At 73.7% G+C, this 20,572-nt stretch carries 17 protein-coding genes and 6 pseudogenes; 17 read left to right on the forward strand and 6 right to left on the reverse strand.

All coding sequences use genetic code 11. The annotated features are described in order from the left end of the window. The first annotated feature begins 56 nt into the window (after positions 1-56). On the forward strand, positions 57-824 hold the full coding sequence (gene map, locus ACZ8AI_RS02905) for a type I methionyl aminopeptidase (RefSeq protein ID WP_464856450.1): 768 nt from the start codon (positions 57-59) through the stop codon (positions 822-824). On the opposite strand, the gene ACZ8AI_RS02910 is transcribed toward map, so the two are convergent. Both ACZ8AI_RS02910 and ACZ8AI_RS02915 read right to left on the reverse strand, forming a co-directional pair. Further along, complete coding sequence (locus ACZ8AI_RS02910; RefSeq protein WP_464856452.1) at positions 808-1,395, reverse strand: 4'-phosphopantetheinyl transferase family protein; 588 nt, start codon at positions 1,393-1,395, stop codon at positions 808-810. The genes map and ACZ8AI_RS02910 overlap by 17 nt on opposite strands. Before the next feature lie 37 nt (positions 1,396-1,432). Further along, positions 1,433-1,636, reverse strand: a complete 204-nt coding sequence (locus ACZ8AI_RS02915; RefSeq protein WP_071291810.1) for a hypothetical protein — start codon at positions 1,634-1,636, stop codon at positions 1,433-1,435. A 284-nt stretch (positions 1,637-1,920) separates the two neighbouring features. Here ACZ8AI_RS02915 and ACZ8AI_RS02920 point away from each other — a divergent pair, with 284 nt between their 5' ends. From ACZ8AI_RS02920 to ACZ8AI_RS02935, 4 genes and pseudogenes are all read left to right on the forward strand, one after another. Beyond that, entirely contained in the window at positions 1,921-3,870 is a 1,950-nt protein-coding gene (locus tag ACZ8AI_RS02920; RefSeq protein ID WP_464856454.1) for a TPM domain-containing protein, read from the forward strand. Between the two features lie 62 nt (positions 3,871-3,932). Beyond that, positions 3,933-4,737, forward strand: a pseudogene (locus ACZ8AI_RS02925) (PspA/IM30 family protein). Positions 4,738-4,902: 165 nt separating this feature from the next. Next, entirely contained in the window at positions 4,903-5,601 is a 699-nt protein-coding gene (locus ACZ8AI_RS02930) for an arginase family protein (RefSeq protein ID WP_464856456.1), read from the forward strand. A 67-nt stretch (positions 5,602-5,668) separates the two neighbouring features. Beyond that, positions 5,669-7,073: pseudogene (locus ACZ8AI_RS02935) on the forward strand (dihydrolipoyl dehydrogenase family protein). Between the two features lie 263 nt (positions 7,074-7,336). Here ACZ8AI_RS02935 and ACZ8AI_RS02940 read toward each other — a convergent pair. From ACZ8AI_RS02940 to ACZ8AI_RS02950, 3 genes and pseudogenes are all read right to left on the reverse strand, one after another. Beyond that, positions 7,337-8,336: pseudogene (locus ACZ8AI_RS02940) on the reverse strand (ABC transporter ATP-binding protein). A gap of 69 nt (positions 8,337-8,405) precedes the next feature. After that, the gene (locus tag ACZ8AI_RS02945; protein ID WP_464856458.1) at positions 8,406-9,035 is read right to left on the reverse strand and encodes a siderophore-interacting protein; all 630 of its coding nucleotides are present in this window, start codon (positions 9,033-9,035) and stop codon (positions 8,406-8,408) included. After that, positions 8,995-9,303 (reverse strand): siderophore-interacting protein, encoded by a 309-nt coding sequence (locus tag ACZ8AI_RS02950; protein WP_464856460.1) that lies wholly within the window; start codon positions 9,301-9,303, stop codon positions 8,995-8,997. Before ACZ8AI_RS02950 ends, ACZ8AI_RS02945 begins: the two co-directional genes overlap by 41 nt. A 169-nt stretch (positions 9,304-9,472) precedes the next feature. Here ACZ8AI_RS02950 and ACZ8AI_RS02955 point away from each other — a divergent pair, with 169 nt between their 5' ends. From ACZ8AI_RS02955 to ACZ8AI_RS02990, 8 genes and pseudogenes are all read left to right on the forward strand, one after another. Beyond that, complete coding sequence (locus ACZ8AI_RS02955; protein WP_464856462.1) at positions 9,473-9,667, forward strand: hypothetical protein; 195 nt, start codon at positions 9,473-9,475, stop codon at positions 9,665-9,667. Next, entirely contained in the window at positions 9,664-10,395 is a 732-nt protein-coding gene (locus ACZ8AI_RS02960; RefSeq protein ID WP_464856464.1) for an alpha/beta fold hydrolase, read from the forward strand. Before ACZ8AI_RS02955 ends, ACZ8AI_RS02960 begins: the two co-directional genes overlap by 4 nt. Beyond that, entirely contained in the window at positions 10,392-11,960 is a 1,569-nt protein-coding gene (locus ACZ8AI_RS02965; protein ID WP_464856466.1) for an ABC transporter substrate-binding protein, read from the forward strand. Before ACZ8AI_RS02960 ends, ACZ8AI_RS02965 begins: the two co-directional genes overlap by 4 nt. A 46-nt stretch (positions 11,961-12,006) precedes the next feature. Continuing rightward, positions 12,007-12,960: an ABC transporter permease gene (locus tag ACZ8AI_RS02970; protein WP_071291816.1), complete on the forward strand. Its 954-nt coding sequence runs from the start codon at positions 12,007-12,009 to the stop codon at positions 12,958-12,960. Between the two features lie 243 nt (positions 12,961-13,203). Then, complete coding sequence (locus tag ACZ8AI_RS02975; protein WP_464856468.1) at positions 13,204-13,851, forward strand: ABC transporter permease subunit; 648 nt, start codon at positions 13,204-13,206, stop codon at positions 13,849-13,851. A 191-nt stretch (positions 13,852-14,042) separates the two neighbouring features. Then, a pseudogene (locus ACZ8AI_RS02980) lies at positions 14,043-14,414 on the forward strand (ATP-binding cassette domain-containing protein); the annotation flags it as partial. 325 nt (positions 14,415-14,739) lie between these two features. After that, a pseudogene (locus ACZ8AI_RS02985) lies at positions 14,740-15,009 on the forward strand (ATP-binding cassette domain-containing protein); the annotation flags it as partial. 143 nt (positions 15,010-15,152) lie between these two features. Then, positions 15,153-15,422, forward strand: coding sequence for an ATP-binding cassette domain-containing protein (locus ACZ8AI_RS02990; protein ID WP_464856846.1), 270 nt, complete (start codon positions 15,153-15,155; stop codon positions 15,420-15,422). A gap of 539 nt (positions 15,423-15,961) precedes the next feature. Here ACZ8AI_RS02990 and ACZ8AI_RS02995 read toward each other — a convergent pair. Continuing rightward, positions 15,962-17,401: an amidase gene (locus tag ACZ8AI_RS02995; protein ID WP_464856470.1), complete on the reverse strand. Its 1,440-nt coding sequence runs from the start codon at positions 17,399-17,401 to the stop codon at positions 15,962-15,964. Between the two features lie 245 nt (positions 17,402-17,646). On the opposite strand from ACZ8AI_RS02995, the gene ACZ8AI_RS03000 reads away from it, so the two are divergent. The 4 genes and pseudogenes from ACZ8AI_RS03000 (at position 17,647) to ACZ8AI_RS03015 (ending at position 20,570) form a co-directional block, all read left to right on the forward strand. Then, positions 17,647-18,432, forward strand: coding sequence for a CPBP family glutamic-type intramembrane protease (locus ACZ8AI_RS03000; protein WP_464856472.1), 786 nt, complete (start codon positions 17,647-17,649; stop codon positions 18,430-18,432). Beyond that, positions 18,356-19,714, forward strand: a complete 1,359-nt coding sequence (locus tag ACZ8AI_RS03005; protein WP_464856474.1) for a sensor histidine kinase — start codon at positions 18,356-18,358, stop codon at positions 19,712-19,714. The genes ACZ8AI_RS03000 and ACZ8AI_RS03005 overlap by 77 nt, the downstream gene beginning before the upstream one ends. Before the next feature lie 147 nt (positions 19,715-19,861). After that, positions 19,862-19,960: pseudogene (locus ACZ8AI_RS03010) on the forward strand (DNA-binding response regulator); the annotation flags it as partial. Positions 19,961-20,087: 127 nt separating this feature from the next. Further along, on the forward strand, positions 20,088-20,570 hold the full coding sequence (locus ACZ8AI_RS03015) for a LuxR C-terminal-related transcriptional regulator (RefSeq protein WP_464856476.1): 483 nt from the start codon (positions 20,088-20,090) through the stop codon (positions 20,568-20,570). The last annotated feature ends 2 nt before the right edge of the window (positions 20,571-20,572 follow it).

Consider the following 20,572-nt stretch of genomic DNA (forward strand, 5'->3'; position numbering starts at 1 on the left):
CGACACTAATACCGGGCGAACAGTACCGGGCAGACAATACCGGTATGGTCATCCCGATGATCGAGATCCTCACCCCGACCGAGGTCGACCGCGCCCGGGCGACCGGTGCCCTCGTCGGCACGATCCTGCAGACCCTGCGCGACCGCACGCGGGTCGGCACGAACCTGCTCGAGATCGACCGTTGGGCGAAGACGATGATCGAGGACGCGGGCGCCGACTCCTGCTACGTCGACTACGCGCCGTCGTTCGGACGCGGCCCGTTCGGCCACCACGTCTGCACGGCCGTGAACGACGCCGTCCTGCACGGCCTCCCCCACGACCGGGTGCTCGCCGACGGGGACCTCCTCACCCTCGACCTCGCCGTGTCCCTCGACGGCATCGCGGCCGACGCGGCGATCAGCTTCGTCGTCGGCACGCCCGACCCCGCGGACACGGCACTCATCGCCGCGACGGAGCGCGCCCTCGCCGCGGGCATCGCCGCCGCCCGGCCGGGGCCCGGATCGGCGACCTCTCGCACGCCATCGGCACCGTCCTGCAGGGTGCCGGGTACCCCCGTCAACGTCGAGTTCGGCGGACACGGCATCGGATCGACCATGCACCAGGACCCCCACGTGTCGAACACCGGGCGGCCCGGCCGCGGCTACGCGCTGCGGCCCGGCCTGCTGCTCGCCCTGGAACCGTGGGTGATGGCGGACACCGACGTGCTCGTCACCGACCCGGACGGGTGGACGCTCCGCAGCGCCACCGGGGCGCGGACGGCGCACACCGAGCACACGATCGCGATCACCGAGACCGGAGCCGAGGTGCTCACGCTCCCGCGCTGAGTCCGTCGGGCGCCGCCTCGACGGGCAGGCCCCCGGCGGCGACCGCGACGACGAGGTCCGCGTCGGGGAAGCGCAGCGTCACCGGGTGTTCGACCCCCTCGAACACCGCGGTGCCCCGGCGGACGTCCACGTCGACGGCCGCCGGGTCGACCCGGAGCCCACGGCCGTCGCGCTTCAGGACGGCCTCCTTCGCCGCCCAGCAGGCAGCGAGGGCCCGGACGTCGCCGCCCGCGCGGTCCCGCTCTCCCGGGGTGAAGACGTCGAGCGGCGCGGCAGCGACCCGCGAGACCCGTTCCACGTCGACGCCGACCGGCTCGGGGCTGACGACGAGGGCGACGACGCCGGTGGTCCGCGCGAGGCCGACGCCGACGGCGGAGCCGTCGACCTCCACCCAGGGGCGGCCGTGGTCGGTCCCGCCGCAGTGCCCGCAGACGCGCCCCGCGCGCAGGCGCGAGCGGTCGACGCCGTGGGCCGACGCGACGGCAGTGAGCAGCGCCTCCCGGTCGTCGGCCCTGCTCGCGCCCGTGGGGACGAGCGCCAGGACGACGTGCGGGAGGCGCGGGAGACTCACGTGGTGAGCCTACGGTCGACCGTGCGTGCGGTGCGGTCTACGCGTGCGTGAGCGCGATGAGCGCGACGTTCATGGTGCTGTAGAGCCCCTCGGACCGGGTGGCCTGACGGACTCGACCACGGAGGACCTCGTACCGGCCGTTGTGCTCGCGCACGAAGCCGATGACGCCGCTCGCGGGCGTCGACACGCGGTGGTAGCCGTCCTCGAGTGGGACGACCTCGGTGCTGGTTGTTCGCTCCATTGCTGTTCCCCTGTCTCGTTCGTCGTCGAACGCGTGCCCGAGCATACCCCGATCCGGGGGACAACACCCCCACAGGATCAGCGTTCCACGAGGGTTCGCCCACAGTCTGTCCGACGGCTGCGTGGCGTGGATAGACTCCGGGCAACAGCGCTCCGGGGCGCGGTTCCGGGGGTTCTCGGGCCCGCAGACCGGCGACGGACGGAGGACGGATGCGAGCGGTCCAGGGTGGATCGGCCACGGGCAGGACGAGCACGAACAGGGGGACACCGCGACTGATCGGCCGCGTGGCTGCGGCGCTCCTGGCGATGCTCATCGTGCTGGCTCCGGCGGCGACGGCCCGGGCGACCGCTCCTGTCGACCTCGGGGGCGCGTACGTCCTCGACGAGGCGGACGTGCTGAGCTCCTCGCAGCAGTCCCGCATCGAGTCCGCGATCCAGGACCTCTACGCCGACACCCAGACGCAGCTGTTCGTCGTGTTCGTGCCGACCTTCTCGGACCCGGCGGAGCACACCGCGTGGGGGTCTGCCACGATGTCGAAGAACCAGATCGACACCGACAGCATCCTGCTGTCCGTCGCGGTCGACGACCGCAACTACGACGTCCAGCAGACCAACGTGACGAGCATCTCCGAGTCCGACGTGCAGAGTGCGGTCAACGACGACCTGCTGCCCGCGCTCAAGCAGAGCGACTGGTCGGGCGGGGCCCTCGCGTTCGCGAACGGGCTGGCGGACACGCAGGCACCGCCGAACCTGACCTGGCTGTGGATCCTGCTCCTCGTCATCGTCGTCGCCGGCATCGTCGTCGTGCTCGTCATCCGCGGACGCAACAAGCGCCGGACCGCGGCCGCGACGAAGGCGCAGGAAGCGTCCCTCGCCGAACTCGAGCGGGCCGCCGGCGGAGCGCTCGTCACCATCGACGACGAACTCCGGACCGCCGAACAAGAGGTCGGCTTCGCCACCGCGCAGTTCGGGGCCGACGCCGCGAAGCCCTTCGCCGACGCCGTCGCCGCCGCGCAGCAGGCCGTCCGCAAGGCCTTCACGTACCAGCAGCAGCTCGACGACGAGATCCCGGACACCCCGCAGCAGCGTGCCGACTGGGCGAACCAGATCATCGCGATCTGCGAGCAGGCGCACGCCGCAATCGAGGAGCAGACCGAGTCGTTCGACCAGCTCCGGTCGCTCGAGGACGGCGTCGACGAGGCCGCGGTCGCCCTCGCGCAGGCCGTCGCCGCGGCACCCGCCTCCGTCAGCAGCGCCGCCGCGTCCCTCGACCGGGTCCGCCGGGCGTACACCGGCCGGACGCTCGCCACCGTGGCAGACAGCGTCGACCAGGCCCAGCAGGTGCTCGCCTACGCCACCGAGCGGTCCCAGGCGGCCACCGCGGCGATCGCCGCCGGCGACAAGGGCGAGGCCGTGGTCGCCGTGCGCGACGCCCAGCACGCCCTGGCCCAGGTCCAGCAGCTCACGTCGAGCGCCGACGCCGCCGAACGGAGCTTCGCCGAGGCCACCGCACGCGCCGAGGCGATGCAGGCGGACATCGCGGGCGACGTCGCCGCGGCACGGTCGCTCACCGCGGGCGGACCCGAGCTCTCCGCAGCGGTCATCCGCGCCGAGACCGTCCTGCGTCAGGGGCTCGACCCGAAGGACCCGATCGCTGCGGTCGACGCGCTGACCAAGGCCAACACCGAGATCGACCAGGGCGATCGCCGCGGCCCGCGGCGCCGAGGAACAGCAGCGTCGCGCGGCACGGGCCCTCGACGACGCCCTCCGCGACGCACGCAACCGGATCAGCCAAGCGCGCGAGTTCATCTCGCTGCACCGCGGCGCTGTCGGACCGACCGCCCGCACCCGACTGTCCGAGGCCGAACGGGCCCTCGACGACGCGGTCCACCTCGCCACGACCGACCCCGGCCAGGCGCTGCAGGCGGCACGCGCCGCCGAGCAGTACGCCGCCGCCGCCATGGACGCCGCGAACGACGACATGGGCGGTTGGGGCGGCGGAGGTGGCGGCTTCGGCGGAGGCGGCAACCGCAACGGCGCGCAGCTCGGCGGCCTCGTCACCGGCATCGTCCTCGGCGGACTGCTCGGCGGACGCGGCGGCAGCTACGGCGGCGGCTCCTTCGGGGGCGGCGGCTTCGGCGGCGGCGGGGGGGGCTTCGGCGGCGGAGAGGCGGCTTCGGCGGAGGCGGCGGCGGGGGCGGCGGCGGCGGCTTCTCCGGCGGCGGCCGGTTCTGACACCACGACCTCCAGCAGCAACGACACCAGCACCACACCGATCCCCAGGAAAGGGAACAGCAATGGCAAAGCAGACGATCTTCGGTCGCATCTCGACCCTCGTCCGGGCGAACATCAACCAGCTCATCGACGACGCCGAAGACCCGCAGAAGATGCTCGACCAGCTCGTGCGTGACTACACGAACAACATCGCCGACGCGAAGACCGCGATCGCGCAGACCATCGGCAACGTCCGCCTGCTCGAGCAGGACCACGAAGAGGACAAGCGCGCCGCCGTCGAGTGGGGGCAGAAGGCCGCGAACGCCTCGACCGCCGCCGACAAGTACCGCGCCGAGGGCAAGGGCGCCGAGGCGGACAAGTTCGACAACCTCGCCAAGATCGCCATCGGCAAGCAGATCGCCGCCGAGCAGGAGGTCAAGGACGCCGAGCCGAACCTCGCCTCGCAGAACGAGGCCGTCGAGAAGCTCAAGACCGGCCTCGCCGGCATGGAGCAGAAGCTCGAGGAACTCCGTGCGAAGCGGGACAACCTCGTCGCCCGCTCGAAAAAAAAAAAAAAAAAAAAAAAAAAAAAGGGGGGGGGGGGGGGGGGGGGGGGGGGGGGGGGGGGGGGGGGGGGGGGGAGACGGCCGAGGCGCAGTCGAAGGTCAACGACGCGCTCGGCAACATCGACGTGCTCGACCCGACGAGCGACCTCGGCCGCTTCGAGGAGAAGGTCCGCCGCGAAGAGGCGAAGGTCCTCGGCCAGCAGGAGCTCCAGTCGTCGAGCCTCGACGCGCAGTTCGAGAGCCTCGAGGACGTCGGCAAGGACGCCGAGGTCGAGGCACGGCTCGCGGCGCGCTGAAGTCCGGCGGCTCGTCGAGCCTCTGACACTCCCCCTGACGACGCCGGACCCCAGCTGACAGACTGACACGATGCAGTTCCTCGTGGTCGGTCAGTGGCAGGGTTCGGCGTCGTCGCGCGCGATGCGCCTCGGAGACGGGGCATCGGCCATCGCGGCCGACCCTCCCCCGCGCGTCGACCACCGTCGTCGACGTGCCGGCCGGAGCTGGCGACCGGCTCGAGACCGCCATCGCCCGCTACACCTCGGTGCTCGCCGTCGCGGACCGCGTCGCCGAGGAGACCGCCGTCGCGAGCGAGCCCGTGCTCGTCGTCGGCGGTGACGGCGCGAGTGTCCTCGGCGCCACCGCCGGGCTCGGTCCGGACACCGCGTTCCTGCGCATCGCCGGGTCGAGCGGGTTCCGTGCGCTGAACCGGGCGCAACCCGTCGCCGCCGAGACCGCCGTGCTGCGGATCCTCGTCGACCGCCCCGACGACCTCTTCCCGCCCTCCCGACCCTGCCCGCCTCGTCGATCGTGCTCGCCGGGGTCCGCGGCGTGGAGGAATCGGAGGCGGAACGCCCTCGACCGCGCGGGCATCGTGCACCTCGACGTCGACGTCGCCACGCCCGACGCGGTCGCCGCAGCCGTGGACGCCACCGGCGCCGGCGCCGTGTTCGTGCACGTCGACCTCGACGTCCTCGACCCGTCCGAGGTCGACGGGCTGCTCGAACCGGTGCCGTTCGGACTCGACGGCGCGGGACTCGTGGGAACCATCCAGGCCGCCACCCGCGGGCGACGTCTGGCCGGGGCCGCGCTGACCGGGTTCGCCCGGTCGACCCGGACCGGGCCGTCGACGACCTCGGTGTCATCCTGCGGGCGGTCGGCGCCTACGAGCGCGTCGCGCGCAGCCTGAGGATGACCACCGGCGGCCCCGCGTCGCGTTCGGCGGGCGTGCTGCCGCGCCGCGTACGCTCAGCAGCATGACGGACTACGACCTCATCGTGATCGGCGCCGGCGCAGTCGGCGAGAACGTGGCGGACTACGCCAAGAAGCGCGGCCTCAGCGTCGCCATCGTGGAGGCCGAGCTCGTCGGCGGTGAGTGTTCCTACTGGGCGTGCATGCCGTCGAAGGCCCTCCTCCGCAGCGGCCACGCCCTCTCCGCGGCGAAGCGGCTCGACGGCGCGAAGCAGGCCGTTACCGGCGACCTCGACGCCGCACACGTCCTCGCCCGCCGGAACTCGTTCACGTCGGACTGGAAGGACGACTCGCAGGTGTCGTGGCTCGACTCCGCGGGCATCGACCTCATCCGCGGCCCGCCCGCATCACCGGCGAGAAGACCCTCGAGGTCGACGGGTCGACGTACACGGCCGCCGCGTCGCCGTCGTCACCGGGTCACTGCACGTCCTGCCCGACGTCCCCGGAGCTGGCCGACGCGAAGCCGTGGGGCAGGCCGCGAGGCCACCAGCGCGCAGCAGGTCCCGGAGAGCCTCCTCGTGATCGGCGGCGGCGTCTCCGGCTCCGAGCTCGCCACCGCGTGGGCGTCCCTCGGCGCGAAGGTCACCCTCGTCGCCCGCCACGGTCTGCTGGGCGGGATGGAGCCCTTCGCCGGCGAACTCGTCGCCGACGCCATGCGTGAGCTCGGCATCGACGTCCGCACCGGCGTGAACCCGACCCGCGTCGACCGCGACGAGCACGGCCTGGTCACCACGACCCTCGACGACGGCACCCCGGTCGTCACGAGCGAGGTGCTCGCCGCCACAGGTCGAGCCGCCCACGAAGGACCTCGGGCTCGACTCCGTGGGCCTGACCCCCGGCGACTGGCTCAAGGTGGACGACACCATGCTCGTGCACGGCACCCGGACCCTTGCTCTACGCCGTCGGCGACGTCAACCACCGCGTGCTCCTCACCCACCAGGGCAAGTACCAGGCGCGTGCCGCCGGTGAAGCCATCGCCGCCCGCATCCAGGGCACGCCGCGCACACCGAGCCGTGGGGCGCCCACGTCGCCACCGCCGACCACGCGCCGCACCGGGTCACCTTCACCGACCCGGAGGTCGGCCAGCATCGGCCTGACCGAGTCGAAGGCCCGCGAGCAGGGGCTGAACGTGCGTGCGGTCGAGTACGAGCTCGGCAACGTCGCGGGCGCCTCGCTGCAGACGCGACGGCTACTCCGGGCGCGCGGGGATGGTCGTCGACGAGGACCGCCGGGTCGTCGTCGGGGTCACCTTCGTCGGGCAGGACGTCGCCGAGATGCTGCGCACGCGGCCACCATCGCCGTCGTCGGCGAGGTCCCGCTCGACCGGCTCTGGCCGCCGTCCCCGCGTACCCCACGATGAACGAGATCTGGCTGCGCCTGCTGCCCGGGACGTACGGCCGCCCGGAGTAGCGGTGCGGAACGTCCTGCTCGACTCCCCGTGTCCCGCGCCGGGTGGGCGTTCGTGACCGCGGTCGGGCTGGCCGTCGGCGTCCGCCGTCCACCGGGCCGGTCCGGGTCGTCGACGGGTTGATCGTCTGCACGGGCTGCCGCGGTGGGTCTTCCGCCGCGGCGCCGCTGCGTGGGCTCGGTGTACCTGACGCGGGACAACGACGGCGACCGGGTGCTCCGCCACGAGCGTGTCCACGTCGATCAGTGGCGCCGCTACGGCATGCTCATGCCGCTCGTGTACGCCCTGGCCGGTCGGGACCCGCTCCGCAACCGGTTCGAGATCGAGGCCGGCCTCGAGGACGGCAACTACCGCTGACCTCGGCGCTCCCCTGCCTGCGCGCCGTGCGCCGGGCCCCGGGCAGACCACGCCGCCGAGATCGCATCCTCCGGCGCCGCTTCCGCGAGAGCGCCGGGCGCCGAAGTGCGATCTCGGCGAAGGCTCGGCTCGGCTCGGCTCGGCTCGGCTCGGCTCGGCGAGGCCGCACGCAGGGCGCGTCAGGCCGCGCGGCGCCGGGGCACCACGAGGGGCGTCCGTCTCGGGGTCGGGGACGACCACGCACGGCAGCCCGAAGACGTCCTCGACGAGGTCCGCCGTGACCACCGACGCCGGCGGCCCCTGCTGCCACGATCGCCCCGTCGCGCATGGCGATCACGTGGCGTGGTGTACCGCGCGGCCTGGTTGAGGTCGTGCAGCACCGCGACGACCGTGCGGCCGGCCGTGCAGCGCCGACGCGAGCTCGAGCACGTCGTACTGGTGCGCGATGTCGAGGAACGTGGTCGGGCTCGTCGAGCAGGACGATGTCGGTCTCCTGCGCCAGCACCATCGCGATCCACACGCGCTGCCGCTGCCCGCCGGACAGCTCGTCGACGCTCCGGTCGGCCAGCTCGACGGTCGCCGTCTGCTCGAGCGCCGCCTGCACGGCGACCCGGTCGGACCCGGAGGTCGGGTGCAGCAGGTCCTGGTGCGGGAACCGCCCGCGGGAGACGAGGTCGCGCACGGTGATGCCGTCGGGGGCGATGGGCGTCTGCGGCAGCATGCCGATCCGCCGCGCCACGGCCTTGGGTCGTAGGGACGAGATCGGCACCCCGTCGAGGTAGACCGTGCCGCGGTGGGCTTGATGTCCGGGCGAAGGACTTCAGCAGGGTCGACTTCCCGCACGCGTTCGGGCCGACGATGACGGTGAGTTCCCCGTCGGGGATGTCGACGTCGAGGCCGTCCACCACGACCCGGTCGTCGTAGGCCAGCGTCGTCCCGCGCGCCGAGTGCGGTGGTCGGCGCCGCGGCCGTCCCGCTCAGTTCTCGGCCTTGCCGTGCCGCCAGTACCCCATGAACGCGACCTGCTTGCGGTCGAGTCCGACGCCGCGCACGAGGTGACGACGCAGCTCCTTGACGCAGCCGGCCTCGCCGGCGATCCAGGCGTACACCGGGCGCGACGGCTCGGCGGCGGGGGACGTCCCAGAGCACCTGCTCGTCGACGTCGACGTCCACCAGCTCGGAGCGCCACCACACTCGGGACCGGTGGCGACCGTCGACGCCCACGCGTGCACCTGGTCGGTCATCCGGACGCCGTGCGAGGCACCGTTCCGGGCGATCCACCGGACCTCGACCCCGGCGGGCGCGGTCACCGGCAGCCGGTCGGCGTCGGTCGGCACCTCGATGAAGACGTGGCCGACGGTGGCGACGTCGAGCGCCTCGAGGATGGCGCAGATGGCGGGGCAGCGGTCTCGTCGCCGGCGAGCAGGATGCGGTTCGCGGCACCGGGATCGAACTCGGCCGCACCCGTCGGCAGTTCGGCGGGCGACGAGGGCACGGCCGGTCCGACGATGCGGAGCCTCCTCGCCGACGCGGCACGACGAGACCCAGCGGGAGGCGGGGCCGGTGTCACCGTGCGCCACGAAGTCGATGTCGAGTTTCGCGGGCATCCGGGCGGAAGGACTGCACCGTGTAGGTCCGGAGCGGGTTCCGGACGGCGTCGAGGTAGCGCGCCAGGCGGCGTACCAGTCCTCGCCGTCGGGCAGGTCGGTGAAGCCGTGGCCAGGGGATCGGCAGCACGAGCTTGATGCGCTGGTCGAGCCCGACCGACGAGAAGTCGGCGAGGGCGTCGCCCGTCAGGGTCACCCGCACGAAGGACGGAGTGAGCGACGTGACGGCGGCCACGCGGACGGAGAAGACACGGTACCGGGCTGCCACGATCACCAAGATGGCATGCCTTACCTAAGCCATCCAGACCGGAGTCGGTGCGAAAGATCGACCCCGTGCCCACCGACCCCGTGCCCGATGCCGACGACGAATCTCCGCAGACCTGGCCGACCTCGCCCGCGCGAGCGGCGGGACGGAGCCGCTCCGCGCCTCAAGGCAGGTGGTCCGCACCACCGACGGACAGGAGATCGCCGCGATCCGGTGGGACACGGCGGACGGTCTGGAGGCACGGATCACCTACCTGCACGGGCTCGGGATCGACGCGCACAGTTTCGACCAGACGGCGATCGCCGTCGGAGCGCCGGCGGTCGCCGTCGACCTGCCGGGGCACGGCCGGTCCGGCTGGCGGGAGTGACGCCGACTACGCGGCCGCCGCGACGGCGCCGAGCGTCCTCCACGCCCTCGACGCGCTCGCGGTACCGCCCGGGGTCGCGGTCGGGCACCCTCGGCGCGATCCTGGCGGCACGGCTCGCCGCGACCGCTCCCGAGCGCGTCACGGGCCTCGTGCTCGTCGACATGTCGCCCGACTTCGCGCAGCGCGCCGTGGACCGCATCGCCCGGGCGCTCGAGGCCGAGGAGCCGTTCGCGTCCCTCGAGCAGGTCGTCGACCGCGCCGTCGAGGCCCGCGTCGGCGACGACCGCGACGTGCTCCTCCGCGAGGCCCGGCACACCACGCGCCTCGGCTCGGACGGACGGCTCGTGCGCCGGCACCACTTCCCGCACCTGCCGTCCGGCCGGACGTCGTCGGTGGGGCGCTTCGCCGACGCCTGGCCCGACCTCGAGGCCCTGGACGTGCCGATCCTGCTGGTCCGCGGGGACCGCGGCTACGCTCGCCCAAGCTGCACGCGCAGTTCGCCGAGCGGCTGCCGCACGCGGAGATCGTCACCGTCGAGGCGCGGCACGCGGTGGCAGAACCAGGCGCCCCCCTCGAACTGGCGTCCGCGATCCGGGCATGGACGGACGTCACGGTTTGTTGCACCCGATCGAAGAACCGTCGCCGGGAGCCCCCGAGCGCCGGTAACCTCGTGCGAGCGCGAGCACCGTCAGTCGCCTCGCGCCCGGAAGGAACCCACACCCCCATGAGTCAGCTCCTCCGTGCCGCCGCACGACTCCGCAGCACCGCCCGAGCCGGTCGTCGGGCACCGCACCGGTCGACGATCCGCCGCACCCGCGCTGTCCGCCACCGCGGTCGCCGTCGCCGCGGCGCTCGTGCTGACCGGGTGCTCCGGGTCCTCCGACGACCGGGGCGGCAGCGACGCGATCATCGTCCGCGTCGGCCTGGTGCTCGAGCCGACCAGCCTCGACGTGCGGACCCAGTCCGGTGCCGCCGTCGACCAGGTGCTGATCGACAACGTCTACCAGGGGCTCGTCGGCCGGACGCCGGACGGCGACGTCCGCGACGTGCTGGCGTCGAAGCACGAGGTGTCCGCCGACGGCCGGACGTACACGTTCACGCCCGCGACGGCATCGCGTTCCAGGACGGCAAGCCCGTCACCGCCGCCGACGTCGTCTGGTCCCTGCAGCAGGCGAAGAGCAACCCGACGTACGTCGACTCGGCGAAGCTCGCCACCGTCTCGACCATCTCGTCGCCCTCGGCCGGCGTCGTGCGGCTCGAGCTGGCGAAGCCCGACTCCGACCTGCTCTGGAACCTCACCGGACGAGCCGGGCTGGTGCTCGAGCGCGCGGCGAAGAACGACCTCGCCGACTCGGCCAACGGCACGGGTCCGTTCGAGGTCTCGTCGTGGAAGCAGGGCGACTCGCTCACCTTCACCCGGAACCCGGACTACTGGGGTCCGAAGCCGAAGGTCGCGAAGATCGTCTTCCGGTACATCACCGACCCGTCCACCGCGGTCAACGCGATGGCGAACGGCGACCTCGACGTCCTCAACCCCGTCGACGGCACCCTGAAGAGCCAGTTGCAGGGCAACCCGGACATCGCGCTGCACACCGGCAAGACGACCGACAAGTACACGCTCGCGTTCAACGACCAGCGGGCGCCCTTCACCGACGAGCGGGTGCGTCAGGCGATCCGGCGGGCGATCGACCCGAAGGCGCTCATCAAGGCGATCGGTGGCACCGGCGTCGAGCAGGGCGGCCCGATCCCCGAGCTCGACCCCGGCTACGAGGACCTGACCGACATCGACGCGTACGACCCGGACAGCGCGAAGCAGCTCCTCGCCGCCGCCGGCCAGAAGGACCTCGACCTGACGCTGACGTACGCGAACGTCTACCCGGCGAGCATCGGCGACGTGCTGAAGTCGCAGCTCGCCGAGGTCGGGATCACGCTGCGCATCAAGCGGGTCGACTTCACGACGTGGCTCGACCAGGTGTTCAAGAACAAGGACTTCCAACTGTCGATGGTCGACCACGTCGAGGCGCGTGACTTCGGCAACTGGGCGAACCCGGACTACTACTTCGGCTACGACAACCCCGAGGTGCAGCGGCTCTACGCCGAGTCCATCGCCACGACCTCGACGAGCGAGAAGGTGTTCGCCCTGCGGAAGGCCGCCCGCATCGTCAGCGAGGACGCGGCCGGCGAGTGGCTGTACACCGCGACCGAGATCACCGCGGTGTGGAAGGGCGTCACCGGGTTCCCGGTCGACGGCGGCAACTCCCGCCTCGACCTGGCGGGACTCGCGGTCAAGTGACCGCCGGCGCGCTGTCGGCCCCGGCCCCTCCCGTAGCATCGGTCCCGTGACCCGCTTCCTGATCGGCCGCGTGCTGCTGCTCGCGGTCGGCCTGCTCGTGGCGAGCGTCATCGTCTTCGCCACGCTCCGGGTGCTCCCCGGCGACGTCGCCCAGGTCGTCGCGGGCACCCAGTCGACCCCGGCGCAGGTCGCCGAGATCCGCCAGCAGCTCGGCCTCGACCGCCCCGTGGTCGTGCAGTACCTCGGGTGGATCGGCGGGCTCCTGCGCGGTGACCTCGGCGACTCGCTGGTGACGGGCGGCCCGGTCGCGCCGGAGATCGCGCAGAAACTCGCCGTCACGCTGCCGCTCGCCGGGATGTCACTCGTCGCCGCGCTCGTCATCGGGCTGCCGCTCGGCGTGCTGGCGGCCGTCCTCCGCACCCGGCCGGGCGGTGCCGTCATCGGCTTCGCGGCGCAGGCCGTGGCCGCCGTCCCCGTCGTCTGGGCGGGGATGCTCCTCATCGCGCTCTTCGCCGTGACGCTGCACTGGCTGCCCACCCAGGGGTTCCCGCTCGACGGGTGGGACGAGCCCGGGCGGGCGTTCGCGTCGCTCGTGCTGCCGGCGCTGACGATCGGCGCGGTCGAGGGCGCGGTGATCCTGCGCTTCACCCGGTCCGCGACGCTGGGCGTGCTCGACGCCGACCACGTCCGGACGGCCGCCGCGATCGGCCTCACCCGCACGCAGGCGCTCCTCAAGCACGGGCTGCCGTCGGTGGCCCTCACCGTGCTGGCCGTCCTCGGCGTGCAGATCGCCGGGCTCCTCGTCGGCGCCGTCGTCGTCGAGCAGCTGTTCTCGCTCCCCGGCGTCGGGCGGATGCTCGTCACCGACGTCGGGCGCCGCGACATCACCAAGGTGCAGTCCGAGCTGCTCGTGCTCACCGGACTCGTGCTGCTCGTCGGCTTCGCGGTCGACGTCGTGCACCGCGCGCTCGACCCCCGGCAGCGGGAGGTGTCCGAGTGATCCGCCGTCTCCTCGCCCGACCGACCGGGGTGTTCGCCGTCGTGGTGCTCGGCCTGCTCGTCGTGCTCGCCGTCGTGTCGCTCGTCTGGACGCCGCAGAACCCGTTCCACACCGACTCCCTTCCACCAGTGGGAGGCCCCGAGCGCCGCGCACTGGTTCGGCACCGACGCCTCCGGCCGCGACATCGCCAGCTACCTGCTCGCCGGCACGCGCACCACCGTCCTCGTCGCGGTCGGGTCCGGCGTGATCGCGAGCGTGGTCGGCATCGTCCTCACCGCGATCGGCTCGCTCACCGCCCGCTGGGTCCGCGAGGGCACGGCGGTCCTGCTCGACATCCTCGTCGCGTTCCCGACCCTCCTCACCGCGATGCTCCTCACCGCGATCGCCGGCGGCTCCCTCGGCGTCGTGATCGTCAGCGTGGGGCTGTCCTTCGGCGTCACCATCGCCCGGGTCGCCCGCGGCGAGATCCGTCGCATCGCCCGGAGCGACTACGTCACCGCGGCGCGGGCGTCGGGCGTGGGCGGTGCCGGCGTGCTCTTCCGGCACCTGGTGCCGAACGCGGCGCCGCTCTTCACCGTGCAGCTGTCGCTCGGCGATGGCGACCGCGGTCCTCGCCGAGGCCGGCCTGTCGTACCTCGGCTACGGCGCCGGGTCGGACTACCGCGTCGTGGGGGCAGCATGCTCGCCGACCTGCAGACCTACATCGGCGTGCACCCGTGGAGCGCCACCTGGCCGGGTGCCGCGATCGCCCTCGTCGTCGCGGCTCTCTCGCTCCTCGGCGACGCCGTCCGGGACGCGACCGATCCCCGGCTCACGACGGGCGACCGCGCAGCGGGCGACGGGCGGACGGCCACCGACCCGGCCGCGACCAGCACGGGGGTGACCGCATGACGGGCGCTGAGTAACGAGCGCCGGGCCACGGGCCGGACGAGCCGCAGGCAGCCGGACCCGAGGAGCGGGACCCGGGGCGGCCGGAGCCGACGGAGCAGGACTGCAGGTGCGGGGTCTGGACGGTCCGGATCGACCGCCGGACGATCCTCGACGACGTGACGTTCACCGTGCCCAGGCAGTCGCGTGGGGGAGTGATCGGCGCGAGCGGATCCGGGAAGTCCATGACCTCGCTCGCCCTGATGGGGCTGGAGCCGACCGGCGCCGCCGTGACGGGCAGCATCCGGCTGGACGGCACCGAACTCGTCGGCATGCCGGACCGCCAGCGTGCGCGCCACCGGGGCGCCGGCATCGCGATGGTGTTCCAGGAGCCGGCACCGCCCTCGACCCGCTGCGCCGCGTCGGCGCGCAGATCGCCGAACCGCTGCGCCTGCACCGCGGGCCGGCCCGCCGCGCGGCCACCGCTGCCGCCGTCGAGCTGGCCACGTCGGTCGGGCTGCCCGACCCGGGATCGCTCCTGCGAGCAGTACCCGCACCAGCTGTCCGGCGGGCAGCGGCAGCGCATCTGCATCGCGATGGCGATGGCGGGGCAGCCGTCGTACCTCGTCGCCGACGAACCCACGACCGCGCTCGACGTGACCACCGAGGCCCGCATCCTCGAGCTGTTCGAGGGGCTGTCGGCCGGGATGGTGTTCGTGACGCATGACCTCGCGGTGCTCGCCCGCATCGCCGACACCGCGGTCGTGCTCGACGCCGGCCGGATCGTCGAGCAGGGGTCGGTGGCGACGCTCCTGAGCCGCGCCCCGGCACCCCGCGACGATCGCGCTCGTCGAGGCCGCCCGCGCCACTCGCCCGTCGGCCCGGTGGGTCGCGTCGACCCGGAGGTGCCGCATGACCGCGATCCTGGACGCCACCGGGCTGCACCGCACCTACCGCCTCCCCCGCCGTGGTCCCTTCGAGCCCGGCCCGGTGCGCACCGCCGTCGACGGCGTCGACCTGACGGTCGCCCCCGGCGCGCGGCTCGGGATCGTCGGCGAATCCGGATCCGGCAAGTCCACCCTGGTGCGGCTGCTCGCCGGCCTGGAGGCCCTTTCCGCCGGCACCGTGACGGCCTCCGGTCGTCCGGTGGTCGCGTCCGGATCCGCGGCCGGGATGCGCTGGTTCCGTCGCGAGACCGGCGTGGTGTTCCAGGACCCGTACGCGTCCCTCGACCCGCGGATGCGTGTCGGCTCGATCGTCGCCGAACCCTGCGGGCGCTGCGGGTCGGCGGCTCAGCGGAGGCTCGTGCCACGCTCGTCCGTGACGTGCTGTCGCGGGTCGACCTGCCCGCGGACGCCGTCGACCGGTACCCGCACGAGTTCTCCGGCGGGCAGCGGCAGCGCATCGCGATCGCCCGAGCCGTGGTGCACTCCCCGATCCTGTTCGGGGACGAGCCGATGAGCGCCCTCGACGTGGTGGTCCGTGCGCGCGTGATCGACCTGTTCCGCTCGCTCGCCGACGACCTCGGGCTGACGCTCGTGCTCGTGTCGCACGACATCGGCGTGGTGCAGGACTGTGCGACACCGTGGCGGTGATGTCGGCGGGGCGGATCGTCGAGCACGGGCCGGTGTCGCTCCTCGACGCGCCGACGCACCCGGTGACGCGGGCCCTGGGTGGGAGGCGGCGCCGACGCTGCCGTAGTGGGGCGAGGCGGCGCGGGGGCGGGGCGGGGGTCGTCGACTCGGAACGACACCGTCGCCGTCGTCGTCGTACGACATCGCGGGCGTCGCAACCCCGCGCGCGCAGGATGCGACAAGACACGAGTCGAACGACGCGTGCATCGTCGCCACATGCACGCGCATCAGATACGTGCGCATGATGCGACTTCACACCAGTCGAACGACGCGTGCGCCGTCGGAACATGCACACGCAAGAGTGCGTGGCAGGCGGCAGACAGGCGCCGACGAGCAGGACCTCGGGCGTCACCACATCGGCGGTCGCTACATGCACGCGCATCGGATACGTGCGCATCATGCGACTTCACACCAGTCGAACGACGCGTGCGACGTCGGAACATGCACACGCAAGAGTGCGTGGCAGGCGGCAGACGGACAGGCGGCGGAGGACCCGTGCGTCACCACATCGGCGGGTGCCGGCGCTGCCACCGCAGGCGCCGCTCGAGCTGCGCGCCGATCGCGAGCAGCACGCGCTCACCACCCGGCCGCCCGATGAGCTGCACGCCCATCGGCAGGCCGGCGCCGTCGGGGTGGCCGTCCTCGGTGACGCCGACGGGCAGCGTGATCGCCGGCAGCCCCGACACGTTCGCCATCGACGTCCACGGCGAGTACGCGCACTGCCGCCGGAAGTCCTCCTCCGGGTCGTCGCCGTACCACCCGAGCGGCCGGGGCGTCATCGCGAGCGTCGGCGTGAGCACGGCGTCGAAGCGGTCGAACGCGCCGATGAGGGCCGCCGAGAAGGTGTCGAGCGCGGTCATCGCGTCGAGGACCTGCGTGCCGGTGAGGACCCGTCCGCGCGCGACGAGCCACGACACCAGCGGCGTGAGGGCGGACAGGTCGATGCCCGGCACGAGCGGCAGCCGCGCGGCCGAGCTCTCCCACGCCACCCGGAAGGCGTCGGCGTACGGCGCGCGGGGCATCGCGACGTCCTCGACGCCGTGCCCGACCTCGCCGAGCACCCGCACCGCGGTCTCGACGGCGGCGCGGGCAGCGGGGTCGACCACGACGTCGACGGTGTCGTCCCACGGCGACCCGTCGAGGAGTCCGACGACGAAGCGCCCCTCGCCGCGCACGGCCGCGGCGGTGAAGGGACCGTCGCCGACGTCGGGGGTGACGAGCGCGTACGGGTGGGGTTCCGGCAGCCCGGTCGGCGCGACGAGCGCGTCGAGCAGCATGCCGGCGTCGGCCACGTTCCGGGTGAGCGGCCCGGCCACCGACAGCCCGCCGACGCCGGACCGGCCGGGCATCGAGGGCACGCGGCCACGACTCGGCTTGAGCCCGACCAAGCCGTTCGCCGCCGCGGGGATCCGCACCGAACCGCCGCCGTCCGAACCGACCGCGGCGGGCAGGAGCCCGGCGGCCACCGCGACCGCGGCGCCGCTCGACGACCCGCCGGGCGCGCGCGACGTGTCGTACGGGTTCCGGGTCACGCCGAAGCGGGTCTCCGACGACGAGGACATGCCGAACTCGGGCGAGGCCGTCTTGCCGAGGCTCACGGCTCCGGCGGCGTCCAGCGCGGCGACGAGCGGGTGGTCGGATCCGGCGGGCACGTCGGGCAGGGCGGTCGTCCCGCTCCGCGTGGGCACGCCGGCGCGGTCGTACAGGTCCTTGTCGGCGGACGGGAGGCCCCACAGCGGTCGCGACGTCGGCACCCGGTCGCCGAGGTGCTCGGCACGGTCGCGTGCGGCGTCGGCGGTCACGGTCACGAAGGCGCCGAGCTCGGGGTCGAGGCGCTCGATGCGGCCCAGGTAGTGCTCGGTCACCTCGAGCGCGGTGGCCTCGCCACGGCGGACCCAGTCCCAGAGCTCCTGTGCGGCGAGGTGGTGGAGTTCGAACACGGATCGAGCCTATTCGGCGGCGCGGACACGGGGCTTGCATCCTTCGGAGGAACCCCGGCGGGTGCGTCCGTTCGCCGGTCGTCCCACGGCCGCGCGCTTCCTAGCGTCGTACCCATGACCACCACCACCGAAGTCCGGCGCAGCGCCGGCACCGACCCCGCCCGGCGGACGGGTGTCGGCGGAGTCGTCGCACGGCACCCGCTGACCTCGTTCGCCGTCCTCGCCCTCGGCCTCAGCTGGCTGGCGTGGATCCCCTACATCCTGTCCCCGCACGGCCTCGGCGTCTGGGACCTGCACTTCCCGGAGTTCCTCGGCTCGGCGCAGTTCACCGGCGTCCTGCCCGGCGCGCTCCTCGGACCGCTCGGCGGCGCGTTCCTCGTCACCGCGATCGCCGACGGCCGTCCGGCCTCCGTCGCTGGGTCGGTCGGCTCTGGCGCTGGCGGGTCTCCTGGTACTGGTACGCCCTGGCGCTCGTCGGGGTCCCCGCGCTCATCGTCGTCACCGGGCTGCCCTTCTCCGGCGGCCAGGTGCAAGCGCCGTCGCTGCTGGCGCTGGTCGCCCTCGTCCCGGGGCTCGTCGTGCAGCTGTTCACGACGGGACATCCGAGGAGCCCGGCTGGCGCGACTTCGCCCTGCCCCGGCTGCGAGCGCTTCGGTCCGCTCGGCGCCGCGGCGGTGCTCGGCCCGCTGTGGGCGCTTTGGTACATGCCGCTCTACTTCTCCGACTGGGGCGGCTGGCCGGACGCGCACTGGACCGAGCCGCTCGTGTTCGCGCTCTTCACGATCACGTTCAACGTCGTCATCACGTGGGTGTTCAACCGCACCGGGGAGAGCCTGCCGGTCGTGATGCTCCTGCACGTCGGCGTGAACAACACCATCTCGACGCTCTGGGCCGACATGTACCCGGGCATGACCGCCGGCACGATGATGCAGGGCCTCGGCGATCGTCTCGACCGTGGCCGCCGTCATCCTGCTCGTCGGACCCAGGGCCGCCTCGGTACCCGCGCCGCACCGAGACCGCCCGACTCCTAGGATCGAACGATGGCACCCGCTGACCCGCGCGACGCGAGCGCGAGGCGCGACCGCCCGCGACGCGAGCACGACTACGCCCGCGAGCACGACCGCCCGCGACCGCCGCGCCGACGTCCGGATCGCCGCCCTCACCGCCGTCGTCGCGATCGGCCTGATGCTGGCCCTGCCCCCGCTCGACGCCGCGGACCCGGACAGCACCGGCACCGGCATCGCGTGGCCGGCCTCGGCGGCACCGCCTGGAACCTCCTCGCCCTGGGCGTCCTCGCCCGGTCGGCGGTCCTCCTGGCAGCGCGCCGGCCCCACGCACGACGCTCGTCGTCGTCGCCGCGATCCCGGTCCTGGTGGCCGTCACCGCACCGTCCACCCTGTTCGGCCTCTCCGCGCTGCCGGTCGTCGTCGCGGTGGTGCTCGCCTCGCTGCGACTCCCCCTCGCCCGGCTCCTGGGTGCCGCTCGGCGCCGCCGCGGTCCTCGTGGCACTCGGTTCCGCGATCGCGACGGCGACGACGTCCGGTGGGTTCCGCGCCGGTGCCGCCCAGGGCATCGCGGCGTCCGCCGGGCAGGGCGTGCTGCAGGCCGTCGGCGCGGTCGGCCTCCCGCTCGTGGTCGCACTCCTCGTCCGCTCCCGCCGCGAGGTCCGCTCCGGCCCGCACCGCCGAGGCGTCCGCCGTCGACCGCGAGCAGGACGCCCGACACCGCGAGCAAGACGCCCGCGACCGCGAGCAGGACGCCCGGGTCGAGGCGGCGGTCTCCCGCGAACGCGCCGCGATGGCCCGTGAGCTCCACGACATCGCCGCCCACCACCTGTCCGGGATCGCCCTGATGTCCGCCGTCATCGACCGCCAGATCGACGCCGACCCGGAGCGTGCCCACGAGGGCGTCCGCCAGGTCCGGGAGCAGAGTACCGCCGTCCTCGAGGACCTCCGCCGCCTGGTCGGCCTGCTCCGCGACGACGCCCCCGCCGAGCGCGCGGTGGAGACCGTCGCCGGCATCGTGGACCTCGTCGAGCGGGCGCGGACCCGGACGACCGTGGACCTCGACGTCCGGCCCGGCGCGCACCCGCTCGCCGACGGCATCGGCCCGCTCACCCAGCTCGCCGCGTACCGGACCGTCCAGGAGGCGCTCGCGAACGTCGCCCTGCACGCACCCGGCCGCGCCGTGCACCGTCGTCCTCGACGACCGCGACGCGGATCGCCTCGCGATCCGCGTCGAGAACGGAGCGGCCACCGTGCCGTCCGTCGGGACGAGCCCCGCGGGTGGGAACGGGATCCGTGGCATGCGTGAGCGGGCGGACCTGGTCGGTGCGCGCCTCCAGGTCGGACCCACCGCGACCGATGGCTGGGTGGTGGCCCTGGTGGTCGACCGGGAGGCGCGCCCCGCGTCCGACGGACCGGCCGACGGTCCCGAGGTGGCCCGGTGATCCGGGTGCTGGTGGCGGACGACCAGCCGCTGGTCCGGGCCGGCGTCTCGGCGCTCCTCGGCGCGGAGCCGGACATCGAGGTGGTCGGGGTCGCCGCCGACGGCGGCGAGGCGCTCGCCCTGGCACGGAGCACCCGGCCCGACGTCGCCTGCCTGGACATCCGGATGCCGGTGGGACGGATCGAGGTGGCCCGCGGAGCTCTGCGCGCCGGACGCCGACCCCGCGGTGCCGGTGCTCATGCTCACCACGTTCGACGTCGACGACCTGGTGTTCGGGGCGCTCGAGGCGGGGGCGTCCGGGTTCCTGCTGAAGGACGCCGAGCCGGACGTCATCGTCGACGCCGTCCGACAGGTCGCCGCCGGGAACGGGACGATCGACCAGTCGCTCACCCGGCGGGTCCTCCGCGAGTTCGTGTCGCGGCGGAGCCTGCAGCCGGTCACGGGCGACCGGGTCGACGGGGTACTGACCGCGCGGGAGCGGGACGTCCTCATGCTGCTCGCGCAGGGGATGTCGAACGAGGAGATCGCGGCGGCGCTCGTCGTCGAGGTCTCCACGGTGAAGTCGCACCTGGCGCGGATGCTGCCGAAGCTCGGGGTGCGTTCGCGGTTGCAGGCGGTCGTGTGGGCGTACCAGAACCGGATCGTGGCGGTGCCGGAGCCGGACCAGCCGGGGCCGGACGAGCCGGGGCCCGGGCCCGGGCCGGACGATCGGCGGCGCTGAGC

It is taken from the genome of Curtobacterium sp. AC273 (assembly GCF_979253735.1).